Origin of the sequence: Pseudomonas sp. V98_8 (assembly GCF_029967975.1) — a bacterium.
Classification (GTDB): Bacteria; Pseudomonadota; Gammaproteobacteria; order Pseudomonadales; family Pseudomonadaceae; genus Aquipseudomonas; species Aquipseudomonas umsongensis.
In genome coordinates this window covers 80,986-107,212 of sequence record NZ_JASCAE010000047.1, presented here as the reverse complement: position 1 = coordinate 107,212, position 26,227 = coordinate 80,986, and the positions used below count along the sequence as shown (strand labels likewise).

Here is a 26,227-nt window from a genome sequence, read left to right as displayed (position 1 = left end):
AGAGGGGCCTTCCCTTCTTCATCGAGTGTGGATGACGTGGATCAGCAAGCGTTCAGGCACGCTGTGTTAAGAAATGCTTTGTTACGCATTGCTTGACACTGTATCTCGGGTTCCGCGGGTTTTCCCCGTGATTGGTAGTGGTTATCATGCCAATGGCCGCGTCGGGGAATGGCGTTGCGCAGATGTCTATCGATCAAGGAGTTGTTGATGAGCGTTTCGATTGCCGCGAAAGCGTCGTTGTTGCTGCTGTTTCTGGGCAGTACCTACTATGTGCATATGCGCGGCAAGGCGCGGTTGCCGGTCTTGCGTCAATTTGTCAACCACTCGGCCCTGTTTGCCCCCTACAACGCCCTGATGTACCTGTTCTCCGGCGTGCCTTCAAAACCCTACCTGGACCGCAGCAAGTTTCCCGAACTGGATGTGCTCAAGGACAACTGGGAAATTATCCGCGACGAAGCGATGCACCTGTTTGATGAGGGTTACATTCGCGCTGCGGAAAGAAACAACGACGCCGGGTTCGGTTCGTTTTTCAAGAAGGGCTGGAAGCGTTTTTACCTGAAGTGGTACGACAAACCCTTGCCTTCGGCCGAACTGCTGTGCCCGAAAACCGTGGCGCTGGTCAGTGCGATTCCCAACGTCAAGGGGGCCATGTTCGCCCTGCTGCCGGGGGGCAGCCATCTTAATCCGCACCGCGATCCATTCGCCGGCTCCCTGCGCTATCACCTGGGGTTGGCGACGCCCAATAGCGACGCTTGCCGCATCTACGTCGACGGTCAGGCCTACGCCTGGCGTGACGGTGAAGACGTGATGTTCGACGAAACCTATGTGCACTGGGTCAAGAACGAAACCGACAAGACCCGGGTCATCCTGTTCTGCGACATCGAGCGACCGCTCAGCAATCGCCTGATCACGGGAATCAACCGCTGGATCAGCGGCCTGCTGGGACGCGCCACCGCGCCGCAGAACCTTGCGGATGAACGCGTAGGCGGAATCAACCAGGCCTATGCCTGGAGCAAGCGATTCAGCGACAGGTTCAGTGGGGCGATCAAGCAGTGGAAACGTCGATATCCCAAGGCGTACCGGGTCATGCGGCCGGTATTGGCGATCGGCGTGCTGGCTTTGCTGGCTCATTGGCTGCTGGGCTGAACAAACTGCTGGCCACAATGACAGGAAAAAAGATCGCCACCAGGCGATCTTTTTTTTTATTCTTTGGAGCTTTGCTATATTACAAATGTCGCCCGTAAATGCCGTCAGGGCGCCCAGAGAGTATATGGAGCCGGTCGCAGAACTGGCGTGCGCTGAATGTTCAAAACCTAATTAAACCCTTGCGACAGCACAATTGCCTTGGCCGTAACGCCATTGGGTTTTAACCGGGCTGCACGGTTTTCAAGCCTGCCGGTTTTGAAGGGGCAATGCGTCTTTGAGAACCTGGGCCCGATCCTCGCAACCTTACTGAAAAAGGTCTGAATCAATGACCATCCTGGTAACTGGCGGTGCAGGCTTCATTGGGGCAAATTTCGTACTGGACTGGCTCGCTCACTCCGACGAAACCGTAGTCAATCTGGACAAGCTGACCTATGCCGGCAACCTGGATAACCTCAGCAGCCTGACGGGCAATACGCAGCATGTATTCGTGCAAGGCGATATCGGCGACAGCGCCTTGGTCGAACGCTTGCTCGAAGAGCACCGGCCCCGTGCCATTCTCAATTTTGCCGCCGAGTCCCATGTCGACCGCTCCATCCACGGGCCACAGGCATTCATCGACACCAACATCGTTGGCACATTTCGTTTGCTGGAAGCCGTACGCGCCTACGTCAAAGGGCTGGCGAGCGATTCGTTGCAGGCCTTTCGCTTCCTGCATGTGTCTACCGATGAAGTCTATGGTTCGCTGGCCAAGGACGAGGCGGCGTTCACCGAACGTCACGCGTATGAACCCAACAGCCCCTACTCGGCGAGCAAAGCCGCCAGCGATCACCTGGTGCGCGCCTATCATCACACCTATGGCCTGCCCGTGCTGACCACCAACTGCTCGAACAACTATGGGCCATATCATTTCCCGGAAAAGTTGATTCCACTGATGATCGTCAACGCGCTGGCCGGTGAGGCATTGCCGGTCTATGGGGATGGCCAGCAAATCCGCGACTGGTTGTATGTCAAGGACCACTGCAGCGCCATCCGCCGTGTGTTGGAGGCCGGCAGCGTGGGTGAGGTCTACAACGTCGGTGGCTGGAACGAAAAAACCAACCTGGAAATCGTGCACACCGTCTGCGCGTTGCTTGATGAGCTACGTCCGCGCGCCGACGGCCAACCCTACCATGCACAAATCAGCTACGTGACCGATCGGCCAGGGCACGACCGTCGTTATGCCATCGATGCCCGCAAACTCGAACGTGAACTGGGCTGGAAGCCGGCAGAAACCTTCGAGACGGGCATTCGCAAAACCGTCCAGTGGTACCTGGACAACCAGGAGTGGGTGCGCAATATCCAGTCCGGTGCCTACCGCGAATGGGTCGAGAAAAATTATGCCGGGCGCCGCGCATGAAGCTGCTCTTGCTTGGCAAGAATGGCCAGGTGGGGTGGGAGCTGCAACGCAGCCTTGCGCCCCTTGGAGAAGTGCTGGCGCTGGACTCCGCAAGCCAGGCGTACTGCGGGGACCTGAATGATCTGCCGGGGCTGGCCGCTACCGTGCAACGCTTCGCGCCAGACGTTATCGTTAACGCCGCGGCCTACACTGCGGTCGACAAGGCCGAAAGCGAATCGCAGCTGGCCTATCGGATCAATGCCGATGCGCCGGCAGTGCTGGCTCGAGAGGCGCTACGGCTCAAGGCTCTGCTGGTGCATTACTCCACCGATTATGTGTTCGCAGGGCTTGGCGACCAACCCTGGCAGGAATCCGATCCGGTGGCGCCATTGAGTGTCTATGGCGCCAGCAAGCTGGCCGGCGAACAGGCGATTGCCGCCAGCGGCTGTGCGCATCTGATCTTGCGAACCAGCTGGGTGTATTCCGCGCGGGGCAACAACTTTGCCACGACCATGCTGCGCCTGGCCCGTGAACGGGAAAGCCTGGCCGTGATCGATGACCAGTTCGGCGCGCCAACCGGTGCCGAATTGCTGGCGGATGTGACCGCCCATGTCATCCGCAGCGTACTGGCCGACCCGCAATTGGCCGGGATCTATCACCTTGCCGCCACTGGCGAAACCACCTGGTGTCGCTATGCTCGATTTGTACTCGAACAAGCCGAGCGCGCAGGCATGAACCTCAAGGTAACCCCGGCAATGGTCGAGGCGATCGGCACCGAGGCGTACCCGACGCCGGCACGACGCCCAGGCAACTCCCGACTCGATACGCGAAAACTGCAAAAGGCCTTTGCGCTGAGCTTGCCTGACTGGAAAGTCGGCGTGACACGGATGCTCACAGAAATACTGGAGAAATGAATATGCTCAATCGTAAAGGCATCATCCTTGCCGGCGGCTCCGGTACACGTCTGCATCCGGCGACATTGTCCATCTCCAAGCAGCTGCTGCCGGTTTACGACAAGCCGATGATCTACTACCCACTGAGCACCCTGATGCTGGCGGGTATCCGCGATATCCTGATCATTTCCACACCCCAGGACACCCCGCGTTTCGAGCAACTGCTGGGGGATGGCGCCCGTTGGGGCCTGAACATTACCTATGCCGTGCAGCCTTCGCCTGACGGCCTGGCGCAAGCCTTCATCATCGGCGAAGACTTTATCGGCAACGACCCCAGCGCCCTGGTCCTGGGTGACAACATCTATCATGGCCACGACTTCATCAACATCCTGCAAAGCGCCATGGCGCGCCAGTCCGGGGCGAGTGTCTTTGCCTATCACGTCAATGACCCGGAGCGTTACGGCGTGGTCGAGTTCGACGGCCAGGGCAAGGCGATCAGCCTGGAAGAAAAGCCACTCAAGCCCAAGTCGAACTTTGCGGTCACCGGCTTGTATTTCTATGACCAGGACGTGGTCGAGATGGCCAAGAGCATCAAGCCATCGGCGCGTGGCGAGCTGGAAATCACCGATATCAACAGCCTTTACCTGGACCAGGGCAATCTGTCGGTCGAAATCATGGGGCGCGGTTATGCCTGGCTGGATACCGGGACTCACGACTCGCTGCTCGATGCCAGTCTGTTCATTGCCACGCTCGAACGTCGCCAGGGCCTGAAAGTCGCGTGCCCTGAAGAGATTGCCTTCCGGCAGAAATGGATCGATGCCGATCAGTTGCAAAAACTGGCGGCGCCCCTGGCAAAAAATGGTTATGGCCAGTACCTCAACCGTCTTTTGCAAGCGGGTTGATGCCTGTCACGCCTTCCAATGCATTGCCAAGGGTGTCGCGCTCTGGGTATAGTCAACACAAGCAGGTCCTCATGACCTGCTTTCTTAATCCTCGAAAAAGATCAGCCCAATGCCTGCATCCCTCATCAACGCGGTAGTCGATTCAGCGGTCAACGCTGGCGTCGTGCCGTGCGGGAACCAGCAGCCTGTGCAGATCAGTCATTACCCTCCACCTGTCAGTAGCACGTCGGTGTGCGCAGTCGTAGCGCCGCCGGGTGTTGGCATTTCGGGCTGATCAGCGTTTTCGGCTGTTTCCCTGCCTGCAAATACGCCCGCAAAAAACTACTGGATTTCAGCTTCGGCTGAGTTGGCTTCTTGCCTGACTACAGGTGGTATTCATGTTTGTCCTTTCGAAAAAATCCGCGCTCGCGGCGGCTTCCACGAGCCTGTTCGTTCTGCTGTGGAGCAGCGGGGCGATCTTCTCCAAATGGGGGTTGGCCCATGCCTCACCCTTTGCCTTTCTGTTGATTCGCTTCGTCATCGCCTTGTGCGGCCTGGTGTTGTTGATGCCGTTGCTCAAGTTGAAGTTGCCCAAGGGCGGCAAGGCGATGCGGTATGCGATGGCCACCGGTATGGTGTTGCTGGGGGCGTACCAGATTTTTTATCTGCTGGCGCTCGACCTCAAGGTCACGCCCGGTGTGATGGCGACCATCATGGGCGTGCAACCGATTCTCACCGTGGTGCTCATGGAGCGTCAGCGCTCAGCCAGCCGAATGTTCGGCCTGTCGCTGGGCTTGACCGGTCTGATCATGGTGGTCTACCAGGGCATCGGCCTGGCCGGTATGTCGCTGGCCGGGATGCTCTTTGGCTTGCTGGCGCTGGTGAGCATGACCTTCGGTTCGATCATGCAGAAACGCATCACCGACAATCCCCTCGGCACGCTGCCGGTGCAGTACCTGGCGGGGCTGTTGCTTTGCGGGATTTTCGTGCCGTTCCAGCCCTTTCATTTCGAATACGGTAGCGGTTTCATCGTGCCCGTGTTGTGGATGGGCCTGGTGGTGTCGGTGCTGGCGACCTTGTTGCTGTACCGCCTGATCGCCCGGGGCAATCTGGTGAATGTCACCAGCCTGTTCTATCTGGTACCCGCCGTGACGGCCGTGATGGATTACCTGATATTCGGCAATCGGCTGGCGACGTTGAGCATCCTCGGCATGTTGCTGATTATCGTCGGCCTGGTGTTCGTGTTCCGTAAACACGCGTAAACGCATTTCCCTGTAGGAGCTGCCGGAAGCTCGGGCCGCGTTCGGACGATCTGTTGATCTTGCTTTAAAAGATCAAAAGATCGCAGCCTCGTTGCACTCGGCAGCTCCTACAGTTTGCTCAACGCCTGCTCGGCACGCACCGAGTTCATGAACGCCTGCATCGCCGACGACTGAATGCGATGGCGACGGGTAATCAGCCCGTACGGTGGCAAGCGTGCTTCGAACGTGATCGGCAATACCGCCAGCAGGTCACGACCAGGATAATCCTCGACCACCGACACCGGCGTGACGCCGAGCATATCGGTCTGCTGAATCAATGAGAGCAAGGTCATGATCGAGGTGGTTTCGACGATGCTGCTGGGGATATCGACCCGCGCATTATGGAACACCTGATTGATGATCGCGCGCATCGGGCTGGGTTGCTGTTGCAGCACCCAGGTCATGTTCTGCAGCTCTGCCCAACCCAGTTGCTTCTCCTTCGCCAGCGGATTCTGTGCACCGGCGATCACACACAGGGCTTCTTCGCCAAGGCTGTCGAACAGCAGTTCTTCGGCCCGTGCTCCGGGCGGAATCCTGCCCAGGACAATGTCCAGTTGATCCTGCAGCAGCGCCTGCACCAGCACGTCGCTGGTATCGACCTGAATGCTCATGGACAAGCGTGGATGACTTTGCTTCAAGGTCGCGATGGTGCGGGTCAACAGCCCCGAGGCCAGCGCCGGAATCGCGCCAACGGCGACTCGCCCCAGGTTGCCTGATTGCAGGGCCACCAGTTCTTCGCGCATGCCGCTGAGCTCGGCGAAGACCATGCGAGCGTAGTAGATGACAGTTTCCCCGAATGGGGTCGAGCGCATGCCCCGAGGCAGGCGTTCAAAGAGTTCGACGCCGAGCAAATCCTCAGCCTCGTGCAGCATCTTGGTCGCTGCCGGTTGAGTCATGCCGATGTGGTCGGCGGCGCGGCGCAACGAGCCGAATTCCTCCAGCGCCAGCATCAGCCGCAGCTGGCGCAGACGCAGTCGACTGTGGATTACATTGGCATCGGGAATTCGGGACATGGGCCGTACTCGCAAACAAAACTGTGGCAAGCCTGACAACAAATGCCAGGCGTTGCCAGCATTGCTGTGTCACAGCACCGATTTTGCCTTGGCGACCTGGGGTTTGCGCAGGCCCATCAGGGTTTGCAGCGCCTTGGAAATCAACGGCCAGAACAGCATCAACAACGCCGCCGTGGTCAGGCTGCCAACCAATGGGTTGGACCAGAAAATTCCCAGGTGCCCGTCAGAGAACAGCATCGACTGACGGAAAGCATCTTCAGCCTTGTCGCCGAGCACGGCCGCCAATACCAGCGGCGCGATCGGGTAGCCAAGTTTCTTGAACAGATATCCCAGCGCGCCGAACCCGAGCATCAGCACCACGTCGAAGAACGAGTTGTGCACCGAATAGGCACCGATGGCGCAGACCATGATGATGATCGGCGCGATGATCGAGAACGGAATGCGCAGGATCGAGGCGAACAGCGGCACGGTGGCCAACACCACGAACAGGCTCACCACGTTGCCCAGGTACATGCTGGCGATCAGGCCCCAGACGAAGTCATGTTGCTCGACAAACAGCGTTGGCCCCGGGTGCAGGCCCCAGATCATCAAACCGCCGAGCATCACCGCCGCGGTGGCTGAACCGGGAATGCCCAGGGTCAGCATCGGCAGCAAGGCACTGGTGCCGGCCGCGTGGTCGGCGGTTTCCGGGGCGATCACGCCTTCGAGTTCACCCTTGCCAAAGTTGTCGCGGTTCTTCGAAAAACGCCGCGCCAGGCTATAGCTCATGAACGATGCGGCGGTCGGCCCGCCCGGCGTAATGCCCATCCAGCAACCGACCAGGGTGCTGCGCACAATGGTCCACCAGTAGCGCGGCAGCTTGGCCCAGGTGCGCAGGATCACCATCGGGGTAATGCGCGCATGTTCGCCGCGGAACACCAGGCCTTCTTCCACTGTGCAAAGGATTTCGCCGATGCCGAACAGGCCGATCACCGCCACTTCGAAGCTGATGCCGGTCATCAGGATCGGTTGGTCAAAGGTCAACCGCAGGTTGCCGGACACAGTATCCATGCCGACCGCCGCCATGGCGAAACCGATCATCATCGCCACCACGGTTTTCAGTGGCGGGTTCTTGCTCATGCCGATGAAGGTGCAGAACGCCAACAGGTACACCGCAAAGAACTCCGGCGAACTGAACGACATGGCGAAGGCGGCGATTTTGGTCGACAGGAACGTCAGCAACAACACCCCGGCCAGCGCACCGATCAGTGCCGAGCTGAACGCGGCGGTGAGGGCTTCGGCGGCGCGGCCTTCGCGGGCCATCGGGTAGCCGTCGAACGTCGTCGCCACCGATGAGGGCTCACCGGGGATGTTGAACAGGATCGAGGTGATCGAGCCGCCAAACAGCGCGCCCCAATACATGCACGACAGCAGGATGATCGCCGACACGGGCGACATGGTGAACGTCAACGGTAACAACAGTGCCACGCCGTTGGGGGCGCCGAGGCCAGGCAACACACCGACCAGGATGCCCAGCAGCACGCCGATCACCATCAGGCCGATGTGGCCCGGGGTCAGGATCAGGTTCATGCCTTGCAACAGGGAATCGAATTCGCTCATTTGAAATTTCTCCCGGCCAGGGCAATCCAGTCGCCCAACGGGCCTGCATCCAGCGGAACCTTGAACCACAGCGCGAAAATCAGGTAGCTGGCCAGGACCGCGCCGAGGGATACCGTGGCGATCATCCATTTGCCGTAAGGCTTGGCGCGGACCCTGTCACGCCACATGAACCAGGCGATGAAGCATGCCGAGGCGACGTAGATGCCGGTCAGTGGCATGGCTGCGACGAACAGCGCAATCGGGATGAATACCGACAGCACTTGCCTGAATGCACTGCGACTGACAAATGCAATGCTCAGCGCTTGCCAGCGCACCACGGTCAACACGCCGTTGGCCACGCTTGCGGCGCTCAGCATCAGGCCGATGTAGAAGGGGAAGTAACCCGGCTCGGGGCCGGCATCACCCCAGCCGATACCTTGTTCGACGCTGCCGAACATCACCACTACGCCGATCAGCGCGGTGAAGAGTGTCAGGCCGAGTTCGACCCAACGGGTGCCGACCAGCGCGGGTGAATCCGAAGAATGGGACATGCAGACACCTCCAGCAGATGACGGCCGCCCGCAAGCGAGCGGCCGCGACAACGTCAGTTTTTCAACCAACCGGCTTCTTTGAATACCGGGGTGACGCGGGCGGTGTCTTTTTCGATGTAGGCAGTCAGCGGCTCGCCCTCGAGGAAGGTCGGCACCAGGGCGTTCTGCTTGACGTAGGCCTTGAACTCCGGCGTTTCGGTGACTTTACGCATCAGCTCGACATAGAACGCGCGTTGCTCGGCGGAAACGTCGCCGGGCATGAACACGGTGCGCGGGAAGCGGTATTGATCGATGCCCAGGCCTTGCTCGTGGCAGGTCGGCACATCGGCCCAGGACTTGTCGCCGGCGACTTTTTCAGTGTAGGCCATGCGCTCTTTACTGAAGACGCAGAGCGGTTCGACCTGGTCGCCGCGCCATTGGCTGATGCTTTCGCTGGGGTTGTTGACGTTGGCGGCGATGTGCTTGCCAGCCAGTTGGGTGGCGGCTTCGCTGCCGCTCTTGAACGGGATGTACACCAGTTTGCTGTTGGTGGTCTGGTTCAGCAGCAAGGTCAGGGTCTGGTCGACATCCTTGGACTGGCTGCCACCCATGCGCAGGTTCGATGGGTCGGCCTTGACCGCTTCATAGAAGCTTTTTGCATCCTTCCACGGCGCGCCTTTGTAGCTCCAGAGAATGAAGTCATCCTCGGCCACGGCGGCAATCGGCGTCAGCTCCTGCCATTGGTAACCGAGCTTGGACACCAGCGGCAACAAGTAGATGTTGTTGGTGCCGATCACCAGTTTCTCGGCATCGCCCTTGTTCATTTTCATGTCGAGGAAGGCTTCGGCGCCATTGCCGCCGCCCTTGTTGAGGACGATGGTATTAACGTCGAGCAGTTTATGCGTGGTGATGATCGACTGGATCAGGCGACCGAGTTGATCGGTACCGCCACCGGGGCCACCGGCGACAACGATTTCGACGTTCTTGTCCGGTTGCCAGGCGTGGGCCAGGGCGGGGAGGGCACCCGCGGCGACCAACGTGCAGCCAAGAAACAGACGGGATGTGCGACGGACGAATGCATTTCGCATGATGGAAGAGCCTCGTTTTTGTAGTTGTTATGAGTGACTTGTTGGCGTTCGAAAGCTGCAAGCCTGGCCAGAGTGTGGGAAGACGCCGTCGCCGCGTCTAGTCAAAACAATACATACACCGATAGCCTGGGGTTATAGCTCCTCCAGAACAATGTATGCCTACGTTGAAAGCCCATTGAAAGCTTGGCATGCCATAACCCAAAGCTATCACCTGATTTCAAGTTTTGATTAGACGGTTATCACTGGTCCTTCGATAGTGCTCACCAACACCGCTACAAACGCGGCACGTCAAACCTGTAGGAGCCGGCTTGCTGCGGGCGGCGTTCCGACGATAGCGGCGCCTCAATTGACATTGATGGCGCCTGACACTCCGCTATCGTCGGAACGCCGCCCGCAGCAAGCCGACTCCTACAGGTCGATGTTTGCAACTTCACAAAAATAATAAATCGAGGTACGCACCATGGCTCGTCCCAGTGCTTCCCTGCATCTGCCCACGGCAGATGCGATCCCGCAGGCCGGCACCGCGAAAGCCAGCAATGTGCGTTGGCGGATCTTCGCGATCGTCTTCGCGCTGACCATGGTCAACCTGATCGACCGGGTGTCGCTGTCCATCGCCATGCCGACCATCGCCCATGAATTTTCCCTTTCTCCGAGCATGCAGGGCTTGATCCTCAGCAGCTTCTTCTGGGCCTACGCACTGTTGCAGATTCCCGGTGGCTGGTTGATCGATCGCTTCGGGCCGCATCGGGTCATCAGTTGGTCCACCGGGTTGTGGGGCACGTTCCAGGTGCTGGCGGCGTTCGCCACTGGCGGCTTGTCGTTGCTGTTTGCCCGCGTGGCGCTGGGGGCCTCGGAAGCTCCATTGTTCCCGTCCGGCGGCAAATTGATCTCCCTGTGGCTGGCGCCCAGCGAACGCAGCCGCGGTGCGGTGTTGATGGACAGCGGCAGTCCGTTGGGCGTGGCGCTCGGCGGGTTGATCATTGCCTATCTGATTGCTTCGCTGGACTCCTGGCGCCTGGCCTTCGTGATCGCCGGTGTGGCGACCCTGTTGCTGGCCTGGCTGGCGCGGCGTTATCTGCGTGATGACCCGAACAGCCACCCGCAGATCAATGCCCTGGAGCTTGCGAAAATCAACGCCGGACGCGCCACCCCCGCCGCCGAAGCCGCCCGTGCCCCGGTCAAGGGCCTGGGCATTGCCGGCCGTTCACTCAGCGGATTGCTGATCGGTCGTGCCAGTTGGGCGATGGTGTATTTCGGCCTGCTGACCTGGGGACCGAGTTATCTGGCGCAAGCCCGGGGATTTGATATCAAGGGCATTGGCGCGGCGACCTTCGTGATTTTCGTCTGCGGTGCATTGGGATCGTTGACCGGTGGTTTCCTCTGCGACGGCTTGATCCGAAAAGGTGTCAGCCGTGGTGTCGCGGTCAAGAGCCTGCTGGCGTTTTCCGGCCTGGTGGCCCTCGGCGCGTTCCTGCTGTTGCCGACGCTCAGCAATCCTTTTGCGGCCGTCGCGCTGTTGGCCATGACCGCGTTTTTCCTGATGTGGGGCAGCCTCTACTGGAGCTTCCCGGCATTGCTGGCAGCGCCGGCGCGGGTTGGGTTGATCGGTGGCGTGATGAACATGGCCGGCAGCACCGGCGGTATCGCGGTGCCGATCCTGGTGGGGGTGCTCCTGCAAATGAGCGGTGGCTTCGCCCCCGTGCTCGGGTTCTTCGCCGCGTGCTCGGCAGTGTTTGTGCTGGCGACGTTGTTCATCAGTCTCGACGAGGTGCGTTATGGCTGAGCGTTGGAATGGACCGATCATCGATGCCCATCATCACTTCTGGGACCCAACAATCAACGACCATCCGTGGCTGGCGCCCGAAGCCAACATTGCGTTTCGCTACGGTGACTACAGCGCGATCAAGCGCCGCTATTTTCCCGAGGATTACTTCGCCGATGCCGGTGAACACCGGGTGGTGCAAACGGTGTATGTGGAAACCGAATGGAACCCCCGGGACCCGATTGGCGAAACCCGGTTCATCGAGCAACTGGCCGCCCGTTACGGCGTGCCGAATGCGATCGTCGCGCAAGCCTGGCTCGACCATCCGGACGCCATTGCGGTGCTGGCCGAGCAGGCCACCTACAAGTGCGTGCGCAGCGTGCGGCACAAACCGGGCGGGCCGACGTCACCCGAACAGTTCGGGCGGGTGCGCAGTCTGATGAGTGACGAGCATTGGCGGCGCAGTTACGCCGCGTTGGAGGGACTGGGTCTGCACTTTGATTTGCAGACGCCCTGGTGGAACCTGCCCGAGGCCGAGCGGCTGGCCCGGGACTTCCCCGGCATCACCCTGATTCTCAATCACGCCGGGTTGCCCAACGATCGCAGCGCCGAAGGCTTGGCGGGATGGCGAGCAGCGATGGCGCGGTTGGCGCAGTGGCCGAACGTGCAGGTCAAGATCTCCGGCCTGGGCCAGGCGGGCCGGGCGTGGCGCACCATCGACAACGCCTGGATCGTGCGCGAAATCATCGCGATGTTCGGCACCCGACGAGCGATGTTCGCCAGCAATTTTCCGGTGGACAGACTGTGCGGCTCGTTCGACGACATCTACAGCGGTTTCAAATCCATCGTCGCCGATCTGCCAGTGGCCGATCAGGAGCGACTGTTCTACAGCAACGCGCAGCGCATCTACCGCTGCGAACCTTGCGCCATTGACCGGGCGTGGCCTGAATCCTTGAGGAGTGAAGCATGAACAAGACAACCATCGCGATGGTCCTGGGTGACCCGGCGGGCATTGGCCCGGAACTGATCGCACGCTTGCTCGCTGAGCCCGATGTGCGCGGCCAGGCCAACGTGATCCTGATTGCCGACGAAGCGGAAATGCGTCGCGGCATGCGCATCGCCGGCGTGGAGTTTCCCTATCGTCGGGTGGAGTCTCTGGAGCAGCTGTCTTTTGTTGATGACACGCCGTTGTTCTACGATTTTCGCGGCGACACCCTCGGTGAATTCCCGCGCAGCGAGGCCAGCGTCATTGGCGGTCGCTACAGCCTCGACACGTTGGAAAAAGCGCTGCGCTTGACCGAGGCCGGGACCACCGATGCGATATTGTTCGGGCCGTTGAACAAGACCTCGCTGCACATGGCCGGCATGGCCCACAACGATGAACTGCACTGGTTCGCCGAGCTGCTGGATTTCAACGGGCCGTTCTGCGAGTTCAACGTGCTCGACAATCTCTGGACGTCACGGGTGACCTCTCACGTGGCGCTGGCCGAGGTGCCGGGGCTGCTCAGCCAGGAGCGGGTGGTGGAAGCGATTCAGTTGATCGACACCGCCCTCAAGCGCAACGGCCTGGAAAAACCGCGCATCGGCGTCTGCGGATTGAACCCGCACAACGGTGATAACGGTTCGTTCGGCCGTGAGGAACTGGACATCATCGGCCCGGCGGTGCGCAAGGCCCAGGCGCTGGGAATCGCGGCGGAAGGACCGTACCCGGGCGACACGATTTTCCTGAAGGTCCAGGGCGACGCCAGCGCCTTTGACGCGGTCGTCACGATGTATCACGACCAGGGGCAGATCGCGATCAAGTTGATGGGCTTCTCCCGTGGCGTCACGGTTCAGGGCGGCCTGCCCATTCCCATCACCACACCGGCCCACGGCACTGCGTTCGATATCGCCGGGCAGGGCAGGGCGAATGTCGGCGCGACTCGCCAGGCGTTCGAGATTGCTTGCCGGATGGGTGGCAACAGCTACTAAAAGGGCAAGATCAAAAGATCGCAGCCTTCGGCAGCTCCTACAGGGGATGGCATACATCCTGTAGGAGCTGCCGAAGGCTGCGATCTTTTTGTTTTTGGTCTGATAACTCGATCTACCTGATAACTGCTTTTTCCTATCACCCCAGGTTATCGCCGGATACGCATAAGTGATTATCCGCAGCCCCCGGGCGCTGGCTACAGTCGCTCCATCGAATGCCTGGCACCCGGGCAGCGACACAACAATGACAAGAAGCCGGCAGCGCAAGGAATCTGTATTCATGAAAATCAAAGCGATCCGTACCCGCGTTTTCGAGTGGAAAGGCAAAGTCGTCCCGCCTCAAGCGCACTTCTGCACCAACGCCAGCGACATCCTGTTCGAACGCGGCGACGCCATGGGCTCGTTCCGTTTCCACGGCTGGCTGGTGGTGGAAGTCGAGACCGACACCGGTCTTGTCGGCATCGGCAACTGCGCCCTGGCGCCACGGGTGGCCAAGGAAATCATCGACACCTACCTGGCACCCATCGCGGTGGGCGAAGACCCGTTCGACAACGAATACATCTGGCAGAAAATGTACCGCCAGAGCCACGCCTGGGGGCGCAAAGGCATCGGCATGGCGGCGATCTCGGCGATCGACATCGCCATCTGGGACATCATGGGCAAGGCGGTCAACAAGCCGGTGTTCAAGCTGCTCGGCGGCCGCACCAAGGAAAAGATCTGGACCTACGCCTCCAAGCTCTACGCCAACGACAACCTCGACCTGTTCCTCGAAGAAGCCCAAGGCTATCTGAACCAAGGCTTCACCGCGCTGAAAATGCGCTTCGGCTACGGCCCGAAAGATGGCCCGGCGGGCATGCGCAAGAACATCGAACAAGTGCGCGCCCTGCGTAATTTGGCCGGTCCCGATGTCGACATCATGCTCGAATGCTACATGGGCTGGACGCTGGAATATGCCCGCCGCATGTTGCCGAAACTGGCCGAGTTCGAGCCGCGCTGGCTGGAAGAACCGGTGATCGCCGATGACATCGAAGGCTACATCGAGCTGAAAAAAATGGGGATCATGCCGATCTCCGGCGGTGAGCACGAATTCACGTCCTACGGCTTCAAGGACCTGCTCGAACGTCGCGCCGTCGACGTGATCCAGTACGACACCAACCGCGTCGGCGGCATCACTGCAGCGCGCAAGATCAACGCCATGGCCGAAGCCTGGTCAGTACCGGTCATCCCGCACGCCGGGCAGATGCACAACTACCACCTGACCATGTCCACCACCGCCTCGCCGATGGCCGAGTTCTTCCCGGTGTTCGACGTCGAGGTCGGCAACGAGCTCTTCTACTACGTGTTCAAGGGCGAGCCGCAACCGGTCAACGGCTATATCCAGCTCGACGACAACAAGCCGGGTCTTGGCCTGGAAATCTCCGATGAGTACCTGAGCGACTTCAACATCATCGAGTGATCCTCACTACACATCCAAGACTTTGCGGAGGGCCGACATGCGCCTGATTCAATTCGAAAACACGGCCGGTGAACGCCAGGTCGGGCTGGTCGACGGGGCCCAGGTCCTGGTGCTCAAAGGCACACGCAACACCCGCGAACTGGCACTGGCGGCGATCCGCGCCCAGCGCAGCCTGCAAGAAGAAGTCAGCCTGCGCGGCACCGAGCCGGGCCCGGACTACGCACAGCTGTTGCGCCAGGGCCAGGTCCTGCCACCGCTGGACCACGAAGACCCGGCCCATTGCCTGATCAGCGGCACCGGCCTGACCCATCTGGGCAGCGCCTCGACGCGGGACAAGATGCACCAGCAGGAGGGCGCCGTCGAAGCCGGCATGACCGACACGATGCGCATGTTCAAATGGGGGCTGGAGGGCGGTAAGCCAGCGGCCGGACAGGTCGGTGCGCAGCCGGAATGGTTCTACAAGGGCGACGGCAGCATCGTCGTGCGTCCCGGCGCGGATTTCCCGGTGCCGCCCTTCGCCGAAGACGCCGGTGAAGAACCGGAACTGACCGGGCTCTATGTGATTGGCGACGACGGCCAGCCATATCGCGTCGGTTATGCCTTGGGCAATGAGTTCTCCGACCATGTCATGGAACGGCGTAACTACCTGTACCTCGCCCATTCGAAATTGCGCTGCTGCTCCTACGGACCCGAGTTGCGCGTCGGTGAATTGCCCAGGCACCTGGTCGGCACCAGCCGCATCAAGCGCAATGGCGAAACGATTTGGGAAAAGGAGTTTCTCAGCGGCGAAGACAACATGTGCCACAGCCTGGCCAACCTCGAGTTCCACCACTTCAAGTACGCACAGTTCTTGCGGCCCGGTGACGTTCATGTGCACTACTTTGGCACCGCCACACTGTCGTTTGCCGACGGCATCAAGACCCAGCCGGGCGATCGCTTCCAGATCAGCCTCGATGAGTTCGGTGCGCCACTGGTGAACGGCATCGGCGAAAGTGCCCAGCCGTTGCCTATCGGTCAGGTGCGCACGCTCTGACCCCCTGTAGGAGCCAGCAAGCCGGCTCCTACAGGTCTGCCATTGATCAAGGAACTCACATGACTCAATTTCTTGGCCACAACTACATCGGCGGCCGCCGCAGCGCCAACGGCACCTTGCAACTGCAAAGTCTCGATGCGAGCACCGGCGAGCCATTGTCCGGCACCTTCTTTCAGGCGTCCGAAGCCGAAGTGGATGCCGCCGCCAAAGCCGCCGCGGCGGCGTACCCGATCTACCGAAACCTGAGCGCGGAAAAACGCGCGACCTTCCTCGACGCCATCGCCGATGAAATCGATGCGCTGGGCGAGGATTTCGTTGCCACCGTTTGCCGCGAAACCGCGTTGCCGGCCGGGCGTATCCAGGGCGAACGCGGTCGCACCAGCGGCCAGTTGCGCTTGTTCGCCAAGGTGTTGCGTCGCGGTGATTTCTACGGCGCACGCATCGATCGGGCGCTGCCGGAGCGCCAGCCATTGCCGCGCCCGGATCTGCGTCAGTACCGCATCGCCCTGGGGCCGGTGGCCGTGTTCGGCGCGAGTAACTTTCCGTTGGCATTCTCCACGGCCGGTGGCGATACCGCCTCGGCCCTGGCCGCCGGTTGCCCGGTGGTGTTCAAGGCCCACAGCGGGCACATGGCAACCGCCGAATGGGTGGCGGACGCGATCATCCGCGCCGCCGAGCGCACGCAAATGCCGGCCGGGGTTTTCAACATGATTTATGGCGGTGGTGTCGGTGAGTGGCTGGTCAAGCATCCGGCGATCCAGGCCGTCGGTTTCACCGGTTCGCTCAAAGGTGGCAATGCCTTGAGCCACATGGCCGCGACCCGACCACAGCCGATTCCGGTGTTCGCCGAGATGTCGAGCATCAACCCGGTGTTCCTGCTGCCCGAGGCGCTGGCAGTGCGCGGCGAGCAGATCGCGGCGCAACTTGCAGGCTCTGTAACCCTGGGCTGTGGTCAGTTCTGTACCAATCCGGGCCTGGTCATCGGCCTGCGTTCGCCACAGTTCACCAGCTTTCTCGAAACCTTTTGCGCGAGCATGAACCAGCAACCTGCGCAAACCATGCTCAATGCCGCAGGGCTGGACAGCTACAGCCGAGGTTTGGGTGAGCTGCACGAACATCCGGGGCTGACTCATCTGGCGGGCAAGCCGCAACAGGGCAAGCAGGCGCAGCCGCAAGTGTTCAAGGCCGATGTCAGCCTGTTGCTCAAGGGCGATGAGTTGCTTCAGGAGGAAGTGTTCGGGCCGGCCACCATCGTCATCGAAGTCGAAGACCGCGCGCAGTTGGCGGCGGCGCTACAGGGCCTGCGCGGGCAGTTGACGGCGACCTTGATCGGCGAGCCTGGCGAGTTGCTGGCGTATCGCTGGCTGGCGGAGATGTTGCAGGAAAAGGTCGGGCGGATTCTGCTCAATGGCTATCCGACCGGCGTCGAGGTGTGCGAAGCGATGGTACATGGCGGGCCGTATCCGGCGACGTCCGATTCGCGTGGGACCTCGGTCGGCAGCCTGGCCATCGACCGCTTCCTGCGCCCGGTGTGCTTCCAGAATTACCCGGACGCGTTGCTGCCCGAGGCGTTGCAGAACGCTAATCCGCTGGGGATTCGGCGGTTGGTGGATGGGGAGGTGAGTCAGTCGGCGTTGTAGTGTCTGGGCAACCGCCTTCGCGAGCAGGCTCGCTCCCACAGTTGATCGTCGTCGTGACGCAGATCGAATGTGGGAGCGGGCTTGCTCGCGAAGGCTTAATCAACCGCACCACAAACCTACTGGCCTGCCACCTTCACCACAGCAGGCTTCAACACCAGCCACAATGCCGCCGCAATCAACACCCCGCCGTAGACATGCGCCATCGACAATGGCTCATCCAGTAACAGCGCCCCCCACAACACGCCGAACGGCGGGATCAGGAAGGTCGTGGTCATCGACCTCACCGGCCCGACCGAACTGAGCAAGCGGAAGTAAACGATGTACGCAAGCGCGGTACACACCAGCCCCAATCCCAGCAACGACAACCAGACACTCCAGCCGCCCCAGCTTGCCGGCGGTTGGCTGATCACGCTGTAGCCGAACAACGGCAACAGGAACAGCGTGGCGCCGAGCATGCTGCCCAATGCAGACAAACGGCTGTCGAGGCCGCCGGCCTGGTCCAGCCAGCGGCGGGCGAGGAATCCGGCGAATCCATAACAGGTGGTGGCGAGCAGGCAGGCGAGGGCGCCCATCAGCAACTGCAGGTCGAATGCGACCGGGCCCGCGCGGGTCAGCACACCAACGCCAAGCAATCCAAGCAATACCCCGCCGAGCTTGGCGGCGGTGAGTCTCTCATGAAAGAACAGACCACCGATCAACACGCCCATCAGTGGTGTGGTGGCGTTGAAAATCGCCGAGTACCCGGCCGGCAGCACCTGGGCGGCCACTGAATACAGGGTTGCCGGAATCCCGGAGTTGATCACCCCAAGCAGCATCACAGTCTTGAGCTTACCTTTGAAATCCCAGCTGATGCGCATCAGCCCGAGGATCAGCAACAAGCCGGTAGCGGCAATCGACACGCGGAAAAAGGCCGTAGGGATCGTGCCAATCACCGGGGCGATGATGCGCATGAATAGAAAGCTCGCACCCCAGATGGCCGCCAGTGACAGTAAACGGACTATATCGACGGGGTTCACGCTGCTCTCCTTCCTTGATCGGGACGAGAGTGTTGCCGAGCGGCTGATCCATGGCAACCGGAAAACGGGCAAATAACCCGCGCGCAAAATTACACTTCTCCTGCACCCGCTTCACTGGCTAAGCTCAGGGCTCACGAATTCCCGCAGAGGTCTCACCATGCCGCAGCAATGGCCAGCCGCCGACATCGCCCGCCTGATCCTCGATGGCTTTGACGATTACCGCGAGCATTTTCGCCAGATCACCGACGGCGCCCGGGCCCGCTTCGAGCAAGCCAGGTGGCAGGAGACGCAGTCGGCGTCGGCGGCGCGGATCAATCTCTACGAAGAAAAAGTCAGTGAAACGGTGGCCCGACTGCACACCGCCTTCGACACCGACACGCTGGACGTCAGTTGCTGGCCGCTGGTCAAGAGCGCGTACATCACCTTGATCGACCTGCGCTTCGACGATGAATTGTCCGAGACCTGGTACAACTCGATTTTCTGCGGCCTGTTCAGCCATGACCTGATCAGCGACGGCTGCATGTTCATCCACACCACACGCCCGAGCCTGCGCCGGGCCCGCGCCGCGCAAACCCGCACCTACAAGCCCCAGGGCCAGCTGGCGGGCATGCTGGCGAGCATCTTCGCCGATTATCGCTTCAGCGAGGACTACGCCGACCTGCCCGGCGACCTGCGCCGCCTTGAAGCGCAACTGCGCGAGAACCTGCCCGATTGGGTGTGCAAGGACCCTGAGCTTAGCGTCGAGCTGTTTTCCTCGGTGCTCTACCGCAACAAGGGTGCCTACCTGGTGGGGCGCATCTACACCGCCGATGAGCAATGGCCATTGGCGATCCCGCTGCTGCACCTCGAGGGGCGGGGCATCCAGATCGATGCACTGATCACCGACGAGGCGGACGTGTCGATCATCTTTTCCTTCACCCGTTCGTATTTCATGGTGGATGTGCCGGTGCCGGCGGAGTTCATCGGCTTCCTCAAGCGCATCCTGCCGGGCAAGCACGTCGCCGAGTTGTACACCTCGATCGGCTTCTATAAGCATGGCAAGTCCGAGTTCTACCGCGCGCTGATCAACCACCTGGCCAACACCGACGACCAGTTCATCATGGCGCCGGGCGTGCGCGGCATGGTCATGAGCGTGTTCACCCTGCCGGGTTTCAACACGGTGTTCAAAATCATCAAGGACCGTTTCTCGCCGTCGAAAAACGTCGACCGCGCCACGGTGATCGAGAAGTACCGGCTGGTGAAAAGCGTCGACCGTGTCGGGCGCATGGCCGATACCCAGGAGTTCGCCGACTTCCGCTTCCCGCTGAGCAAGTTCGACCCTGCGTGCCTCGAAGAACTGCTGGAAGTCGCGCCGTCCACGGTGTCGGTGGAAGGCGACACGGTGTTGATCCGCCACTGCTGGACCGAGCGACGCATGACGCCGCTGAACCTGTACCTGGAAAACGCCAACCCGGCGCAGGTTCGCGAGGCCCTGGAGGATTATGGCCTGGCGATCAAGCAACTGGCGGCGGCGAACATCTTTCCCGGGGACATGTTGCTCAAGAACTTCGGCGTCACGCGGCATGGGCGCGTGGTGTTTTATGACTATGACGAGATTTGCTTCCTGACCGAAGCCAACTTCCGCCACATTCCGCAACCGCGTACGCCGGAAGATGAGATGGCGTCCGAGCCTTGGTATTCGATCGGGCCGCTGGACGTGTTTCCAGAGGAATTCCCGCCGTTCCTGTTTGCCGATTCGGGCCAGCGCAAGTTGTTCGATCAACTGCACGGCGAGTTGTACAACGCCGATTACTGGAAGAGCCTGCAAGAGGCCATCCGCGCCGGCAAGGTAATCGACGTGTTCCCGTATCGCCGCAAGGGCCTCGATAACGAGTAACCCCCCCACACAGATCGTTCCCACGCTCTGCGTGGGAGCGATCAGGGAACCAGCGATCACATGGCAGCGCAAATCTGCGACAATCGCCCCCCTGCGCCACTAGACGACTGAATTGCGTACCTGATGACCGACGAATCGCCCTCCATCGACAAACTGCTGAAAAACCTCGATCACGCCATGCTCGCCGACCGCCACCGGCTGCGGCGGCAGTTGCTTGAGCTGCGCAAGAAACCCGACGAGGCCAAACTGGCCCAGTGGGTAGCGCGGATGCAGGCGTCCTGTGACCAGGTGCTGGCCCGCCGTGCCAGCCTGCCGGTGATTCGTTACGACGACAGCCTGCCGATCGCCGCCAAGCGCGACGAAATCAAGAAGGCCCTGCAACAGCATCAGGTGCTGATCATTGCCGGCGAAACGGGGTCGGGTAAAACCACCCAGTTGCCGAAGATCTGCCTGGAAATAGGGCGCGGCCAACATGGCCTGATCGGCCACACCCAACCGCGTCGGATCGCCGCGCGCAGCGTGGCCGCCCGGGTGGCCGAAGAACTCGGCACGCCGTTGGGCGCCCTGGTCGGCTATCAGGTGCGGTTCGAGGACCAGAGCGATTCCAATACGTTGATCAAGCTGATGACCGACGGCATCCTGCTGGCGGAAACCCAGAACGACCGTTATCTGGAACGCTACGACACGATCATCGTCGACGAAGCCCACGAACGCAGCCTCAACATCGACTTCCTGCTCGGTTACCTGAAAACCCTGCTGCCGCGTCGTCCGGACCTGAAAGTCATCATCACTTCGGCGACCATCGACCTGGAGCGCTTCTCCAAGCATTTCGACGATGCGCCGATTGTCGAAGTCTCCGGTCGCACCTTCCCGGTGGACACCTGGTATCGCCCGCTCACCCTGGAACAGGACGAGGAGGGCAACCGCGTCGAAGACGACCTGACAGTGGATCAGGCGATCCTCGCCACCCTCGATGAAATTGCCGCCTATGAGCGCAGCGAACGCCGCAGCCCCGGTGACGTGCTGGTGTTCCTGCCCGGCGAGCGCGAGATTCGCGACGCCGCCGACATGCTGCGCAAAGCCCAGCTCAAGCACACCGAGATCCTGCCGTTGTACGCGCGCCTGTCGCCGGCCGAGCAGCAGCGGATTTTCCAGTCGCACCCGGGCCGGCGCGTGGTGCTGGCGACCAACGTTGCGGAAACCTCGCTGACCGTGCCGGGCATCCGATACGTGATCGACAGCGGCACCGCGCGCATCAGTCGCTACAGCTACCGCGCCAAGGTCCAGCGCCTGCCGATCGAAGCCATTTCCCAGGCCAGCGCCAACCAGCGTAAGGGCCGATGCGGACGGGTCGAGCCGGGCATCTGTGTGCGCCTGTACAGCGAAGAGGATTTCCTCGGGCGTCCGGAATTCACCGATCCGGAGATTCTGCGCACCAACCTGGCCGCGGTTATTTTGCAGATGCTGCACCTGCGCCTCGGCGAGATCACCGCGTTCCCGTTCATCGAACCGCCAGATGGCAAGGCGATCAGCGACGGTTTCAACCTGCTGCAAGAACTCTCGGCAGTAGACCGCAACAGCCAGTTGACCCCCCTCGGGCGCCAGTTGGCGCGGCTGCCGGTGGACCCGCGCATGGGCCGCATGCTGCTGGAAGCGGCGAAGCTCGGCAGCCTGCAGGAAGTGCTGATCGTCGCCAGCGCCATGTCGATCCAGGACCCGCGCGAACGTCCGCCGGAACGCCAGCAAGCGGCGGATCAGGCCCATGCGCAATGGAAAGACAGCGACTCGGACTTCGCCGGGCTGGTCAACCTGTGGCGCGGTTTCGAAGAGCAGCGCCAGGCGCTGACGGCGAGCCCGCTGCGTAACTGGTGTCGCAAGAATTTCCTGAACTACCTGCGTCTGCGTGAATGGCGCGACTCCCATCGCCAATTGAGCCTGATCTGCCGCGACATGCAGTTGAGCCTCAATAAAGAGCCGGCGGACTACCCGAAACTGCACAAGGCGGTACTGGTGGGGTTGCTCAGCCAGATCGGCCAGAAAACCGAAGACGGCGATTACCTCGGCGCGCGTCAGCGACGATTCTGGATTCACCCCTCGTCGGGTATCGGCAAGAAGCGCCCGCAATGGTTGATGACCGCCGAACTGGTGGAAACCACCAAGCTGTATGCACGCATGGTGGCCAAGATCGATGCTGACTGGATCGAGCCGCTGGCCGGGCACCTGATCAAGAAAAACCACTTCGAACCCCATTGGGAGAAGAAGCGTGGCCAGGTCGTGGCCTTCGAGCAGATCACCCTGTTCGGGCTGATCGTGGTCGGCCGCCGGCCGGTGCATTACGGTCCGGTCGATCCTGTGGTGTCCCGTGAACTGTTCATCCGTGAAGCGTTGGTGCGCGGCGAGATCCAGTCGAAAGCCAAATGCCTGACCGCCAACAAGCAATTGCTCGAACAACTCGACGAACTGGAAGCCAAGGCCCGTCGCCGCGATATCCTGGCTGACGAAGAAACCCTCTACGCCTTCTACGATGCGCGCCTGCCGGCCGAGATCCACCAGACCGCGACCTTCGACAGCTGGTATCGGATCAACAGCCAGAAAGACCCGCAACTGCTGATCATGCGCGAGGAAGACGTGCTGGCCCGCGAAGCCAGTGAAGTCACCGCCCAGCACTATCCGGACACGCTGCACATCGGCGACCTGGAACTGGCCCTGAGCTACCACTTCGAACCGAACCACCCGCGTGACGGCGTGACCCTGCGGGTACCGGCACCGCTGTTGCCGATGCTGCCGCCGGAGCGCCTGGAGTGGCTGGTGCCGGGCGTGATCGAAGCCAAGTGCATTGCGCTGGTGCGTAACTTGCCCAAGGCCTTGCGCAAGAATTTCGTGCCGGTGCCGGATTTCGTCAAAGCCGCATTGCAGCGCATGACCTTCACTGAAGGCTCGTTGCCCCAGGCCCTGGGTCGCGAGTTGTTGCGCATGACCGGTGCCCGGGTCAGCGATGAGGCCTGGAGCGAGGCGGCGCAGCAGGTCGAAAGCCATCTGCGGATGAACCTGGAAATCGTCGACGCCCAGGGCAAGTTCCTCGGCGAAGGACGCGACCTGGCCGAACTGACGGCGCGTTTCGCCGAAGCCAGCCAGGCTGCCCTGGCGGTACGACAAACCGCGAAAAGCCAGCAGCCGGTCGAACCGAAAGTGTTCGCCGCCGTCGCCGAAAAAACCCAGCAGAAGATCGCCGGCCTGTCGATGACGGTCTATCCGGCGCTGGTGGAAGAGGCGGGGACGGTCAAGGAAGGACGATTCTCGACCCCGGCCGAAGCCGAGTTCCAGCATCGCCGTGCCCTGCAGCGCTTGCTCCTGCAACAGCTGGCCGAGCCGGCGAAGTTCCTGCGCGGCAAGTTGCCGGGCCTGACCGAACTGGGCCTGCTGTATCGCGACATGGGCCGTGTCGATGCACTGGTCGAAGACATACTGTTGGCCAGCCTCGACAGCTGCATCCTCGACGGTGAAGACCCCTTGCCCCGTGATGGCGCCGGGTTGGCATCGTTGGCTGAGCGCAAGCGCGGTGCCTGGACCGAACATGCCGAACGCGTGGCGAAACTGACCCTGGAAATCCTCAAGCTCTGGCACGGCCTGCAAAAGCGCTTCAAGGGCAAGATCGACCTGGCGCAAGCCGTGGCCCTGAACGATATCAAGCAGCAGCTCAGCCATCTGGTGTATCCGGGGTTTGTCCGGGAAACGCCGATGCAGTGGCTCAAGGAATTGCCGCGCTACCTCAAGGCCATCGAACAGCGTTTCGAAAAAATCGGCGCCCAGGTGCAACGGGATCGGGTCTGGAGCGGCGAGTTGTCCGGCCTCTGGACGCAATATCAGACCCGCGCCAACAAACACGCCCAGGAAGGCAAACGCGATCCACAGCTGGAGCTGTATCGCTGGTGGCTGGAGGAGTACCGGGTTTCGCTGTTCGCCCAACAGCTGGGGACCAAGGTGCCGATCTCGGACAAGCGCCTGAACAAGCAATGGAGCCAGGTCGAGCCCTGACATGGCCCCCCTGTAGGAGCGAGCAGGCTCCGGGCGGCGTTCCGACGATGGACTTCAACGATGACGCTGGGTGCCTGATACCCCGCGGCGTCCTCAAGCCCATCGTCGGAACGCCGCCCGGAGCATGCTCGCTCCTACAGATATCGAGTTGTACCGCCTTACTTGCAAAAGGGGCGAAAATCCAAGGTTTATGGCAAACTTCGCGACCATAAGCGCCAGTTTCACGGGCTAGAGCCTTCGGCCAGCTCGCGCGACGGATCAAGCGATGCCAGGTTTGCGTCCCCGGGATGGGAATAGACCCTTTGCGTATTGGTACGACTGTACCAATACTTTCTGCCTGAACAGATTAGAGACACGACCATGCATAACGTCGTCATCAGCGGCACCGGCCTGTACACCCCGGCCAACAGCATCTCCAACGAAGAGCTGGTGCAGTCTTTCAATGCTTATGTCGCTCAATTCAACACCGACAACGCCGAAGCCATCGCCCGCGGCGAAGTCGAGGCGTTGACCGAATCCAGCGCAGCGTTCATCGAGAAAGCCTCCGGCATCAAAAGCCGTTTTGTCATGGACAAGGAAGGCATTCTCGACCCGCAGCGCATGGCGCCACGCTTGCCGGAGCGCTCCAACGACGAATGGTCGGTGCTTTGCCAGATGGCCATCGGCGCAGCTGAACAAGCCCTGCAACGTGCCGGCAAGACCGCCGCGGACATCGACGGCGTGATCGTCGCCTGCTCCAACCTGCAACGCGCTTACCCGGCCATCGCCATCGAAGTCCAGGAAGCGCTGGGTATCGAGGGTTTCGGTTTCGACATGAACGTGGCGTGCTCCTCGGCTACTTTCGGCATCCAGGCCGCGGCCAACAGCGTCCAGCTGGGCCAGGCCCGGGCGATCCTGATGGTCAACCCGGAAGTCTGCACCGGCCACCTGAACTTCCGGGACCGCGACAGCCACTTCATTTTCGGCGATGCCGCTACCGCGGTGATCATCGAGCGTGCGGACCTGGCCACCTCTGGTCACCAGTTCGACATTGTCAGCACCAAGCTGCTGACCAAGTTTTCCAACAACATCCGCAACAACTTCGGCTTCCTCAACCGCGCCGCGGAAGAGGGCATCGGCGCCAAGGACAAACTGTTCGTGCAGGAAGGGCGCAAGGTGTTCAAGGAAGTCTGCCCGATGGTCGCCGAGCTGATCGCTGCGCACCTGGAAGAGAATCAGCTCAACGTCAATGACGTGAAGCGTTTCTGGCTGCACCAGGCCAACCTCAGCATGAATCACCTGATCGTCAGGAAGCTGCTGGGCCGTGAAGCTACCGAGCAGGAAGCGCCGGTGATTCTCGATACCTATGCCAACACCAGTTCGGCAGGTTCGGTGATTGCGTTCCACAAGCACCAGGACGATCTGGCCGCGGGCTCGCTGGCGGTGCTCAGCTCGTTCGGCGCCGGTTACTCGATCGGTAGCGTGTTGCTGCGCAAACGCTGAGTTTTTCGCCGTAGCTGAAAAGATCGCAGCCTGCGGCAGCTCCTACATGGATCGCTGTTCAATCGCGATATCGCGTTGAACCCGATCGTGTAGGAGCTGCCGCAGGCTGCGATCTTTTTTTACGCCATAGAAACAGCCCGGCGTCGACCTATCG

Annotated in this window: 19 protein-coding genes; 14 read left to right on the top strand and 5 right to left on the bottom strand. The window is 61.0% G+C overall.

From position 1 onward, the window contains the following. The first annotated feature begins 207 nt into the window (after positions 1-207). The 5 genes from QLG10_RS15575 (at position 208) to QLG10_RS15555 (ending at position 5,557) form a co-directional block, all read left to right on the top strand. Complete coding sequence (locus QLG10_RS15575) at positions 208-1,146, top strand: aspartyl/asparaginyl beta-hydroxylase domain-containing protein (RefSeq protein ID WP_110752563.1); 939 nt, start codon at positions 208-210, stop codon at positions 1,144-1,146. A 325-nt stretch (positions 1,147-1,471) separates the two neighbouring features. After that, complete coding sequence (gene rfbB / locus QLG10_RS15570) at positions 1,472-2,542, top strand: dTDP-glucose 4,6-dehydratase (protein WP_110752565.1); 1,071 nt, start codon at positions 1,472-1,474, stop codon at positions 2,540-2,542. Next, the gene (gene rfbD, locus QLG10_RS15565) at positions 2,539-3,435 is read left to right on the top strand and encodes a dTDP-4-dehydrorhamnose reductase (RefSeq protein ID WP_110752567.1); all 897 of its coding nucleotides are present in this window, start codon (positions 2,539-2,541) and stop codon (positions 3,433-3,435) included. Before rfbB ends, rfbD begins: the two co-directional genes overlap by 4 nt. 2 nt (positions 3,436-3,437) lie before the next feature. Beyond that, positions 3,438-4,316 carry a glucose-1-phosphate thymidylyltransferase RfbA gene (gene rfbA / locus QLG10_RS15560; protein ID WP_110752569.1) on the top strand — a complete coding sequence of 293 codons (879 nt, stop codon included), beginning with the start codon at positions 3,438-3,440 and terminating at the stop codon, positions 4,314-4,316. A gap of 377 nt (positions 4,317-4,693) precedes the next feature. Continuing rightward, complete coding sequence (locus tag QLG10_RS15555; RefSeq protein WP_248677079.1) at positions 4,694-5,557, top strand: DMT family transporter; 864 nt, start codon at positions 4,694-4,696, stop codon at positions 5,555-5,557. 107 nt (positions 5,558-5,664) lie between these two features. Here the strand turns inward: QLG10_RS15555 and QLG10_RS15550 are convergent, their stop codons facing one another. The 4 genes from QLG10_RS15550 to QLG10_RS15535 form a co-directional block, all read right to left on the bottom strand. Continuing rightward, on the bottom strand, positions 5,665-6,609 hold the full coding sequence (locus QLG10_RS15550) for a LysR family transcriptional regulator (RefSeq protein WP_282487654.1): 945 nt from the start codon (positions 6,607-6,609) through the stop codon (positions 5,665-5,667). A 69-nt stretch (positions 6,610-6,678) separates the two neighbouring features. Next, the gene (locus QLG10_RS15545; protein WP_282487653.1) at positions 6,679-8,208 is read right to left on the bottom strand and encodes a tripartite tricarboxylate transporter permease; all 1,530 of its coding nucleotides are present in this window, start codon (positions 8,206-8,208) and stop codon (positions 6,679-6,681) included. Further along, positions 8,205-8,738, bottom strand: a complete 534-nt coding sequence (locus tag QLG10_RS15540; RefSeq protein ID WP_020797846.1) for a tripartite tricarboxylate transporter TctB family protein — start codon at positions 8,736-8,738, stop codon at positions 8,205-8,207. Before QLG10_RS15540 ends, QLG10_RS15545 begins: the two co-directional genes overlap by 4 nt. A 53-nt stretch (positions 8,739-8,791) precedes the next feature. Further along, positions 8,792-9,805, bottom strand: coding sequence for a tripartite tricarboxylate transporter substrate binding protein (locus tag QLG10_RS15535; RefSeq protein ID WP_110752575.1), 1,014 nt, complete (start codon positions 9,803-9,805; stop codon positions 8,792-8,794). Positions 9,806-10,265: 460 nt separating this feature from the next. Between QLG10_RS15535 and QLG10_RS15530 the strand changes: the two genes are divergently transcribed. The 6 genes from QLG10_RS15530 to QLG10_RS15505 all read left to right on the top strand — a co-directional run bounded on the left by QLG10_RS15530 (position 10,266) and on the right by QLG10_RS15505 (position 17,664). Next, positions 10,266-11,588, top strand: coding sequence for an MFS transporter (locus QLG10_RS15530; protein WP_282487652.1), 1,323 nt, complete (start codon positions 10,266-10,268; stop codon positions 11,586-11,588). Then, complete coding sequence (locus QLG10_RS15525) at positions 11,581-12,537, top strand: amidohydrolase (protein ID WP_282487651.1); 957 nt, start codon at positions 11,581-11,583, stop codon at positions 12,535-12,537. The genes QLG10_RS15530 and QLG10_RS15525 overlap by 8 nt, the downstream gene beginning before the upstream one ends. Then, positions 12,534-13,538, top strand: coding sequence for a 4-hydroxythreonine-4-phosphate dehydrogenase PdxA (locus QLG10_RS15520; RefSeq protein WP_110752581.1), 1,005 nt, complete (start codon positions 12,534-12,536; stop codon positions 13,536-13,538). The genes QLG10_RS15525 and QLG10_RS15520 overlap by 4 nt, the downstream gene beginning before the upstream one ends. Positions 13,539-13,815: 277 nt before the next feature. Beyond that, on the top strand, positions 13,816-14,991 hold the full coding sequence (locus tag QLG10_RS15515; protein ID WP_188264199.1) for an L-rhamnonate dehydratase: 1,176 nt from the start codon (positions 13,816-13,818) through the stop codon (positions 14,989-14,991). 37 nt (positions 14,992-15,028) lie between these two features. Next, positions 15,029-16,024, top strand: coding sequence for an AraD1 family protein (gene araD1 / locus QLG10_RS15510; protein WP_110752584.1), 996 nt, complete (start codon positions 15,029-15,031; stop codon positions 16,022-16,024). A gap of 59 nt (positions 16,025-16,083) precedes the next feature. Beyond that, positions 16,084-17,664, top strand: coding sequence for an aldehyde dehydrogenase (NADP(+)) (locus tag QLG10_RS15505; RefSeq protein ID WP_110752586.1), 1,581 nt, complete (start codon positions 16,084-16,086; stop codon positions 17,662-17,664). 116 nt (positions 17,665-17,780) lie between these two features. Here QLG10_RS15505 and QLG10_RS15500 read toward each other — a convergent pair whose 3' ends face one another. Further along, positions 17,781-18,680 (bottom strand): DMT family transporter, encoded by a 900-nt coding sequence (locus QLG10_RS15500; protein WP_110752587.1) that lies wholly within the window; start codon positions 18,678-18,680, stop codon positions 17,781-17,783. Between the two features lie 157 nt (positions 18,681-18,837). On the opposite strand from QLG10_RS15500, the gene aceK reads away from it, so the two are divergent. The 3 genes from aceK to QLG10_RS15485 all read left to right on the top strand — a co-directional run bounded on the left by aceK (position 18,838) and on the right by QLG10_RS15485 (position 26,073). Beyond that, positions 18,838-20,556, top strand: coding sequence for a bifunctional isocitrate dehydrogenase kinase/phosphatase (gene aceK, locus QLG10_RS15495; protein WP_110752589.1), 1,719 nt, complete (start codon positions 18,838-18,840; stop codon positions 20,554-20,556). A 123-nt stretch (positions 20,557-20,679) separates the two neighbouring features. After that, on the top strand, positions 20,680-24,591 hold the full coding sequence (hrpA, locus tag QLG10_RS15490; protein ID WP_282487650.1) for an ATP-dependent RNA helicase HrpA: 3,912 nt from the start codon (positions 20,680-20,682) through the stop codon (positions 24,589-24,591). Positions 24,592-24,951: 360 nt separating this feature from the next. Continuing rightward, positions 24,952-26,073: a beta-ketoacyl-ACP synthase III gene (locus QLG10_RS15485; RefSeq protein WP_110752593.1), complete on the top strand. Its 1,122-nt coding sequence runs from the start codon at positions 24,952-24,954 to the stop codon at positions 26,071-26,073. The last annotated feature ends 154 nt before the right edge of the window (positions 26,074-26,227 follow it).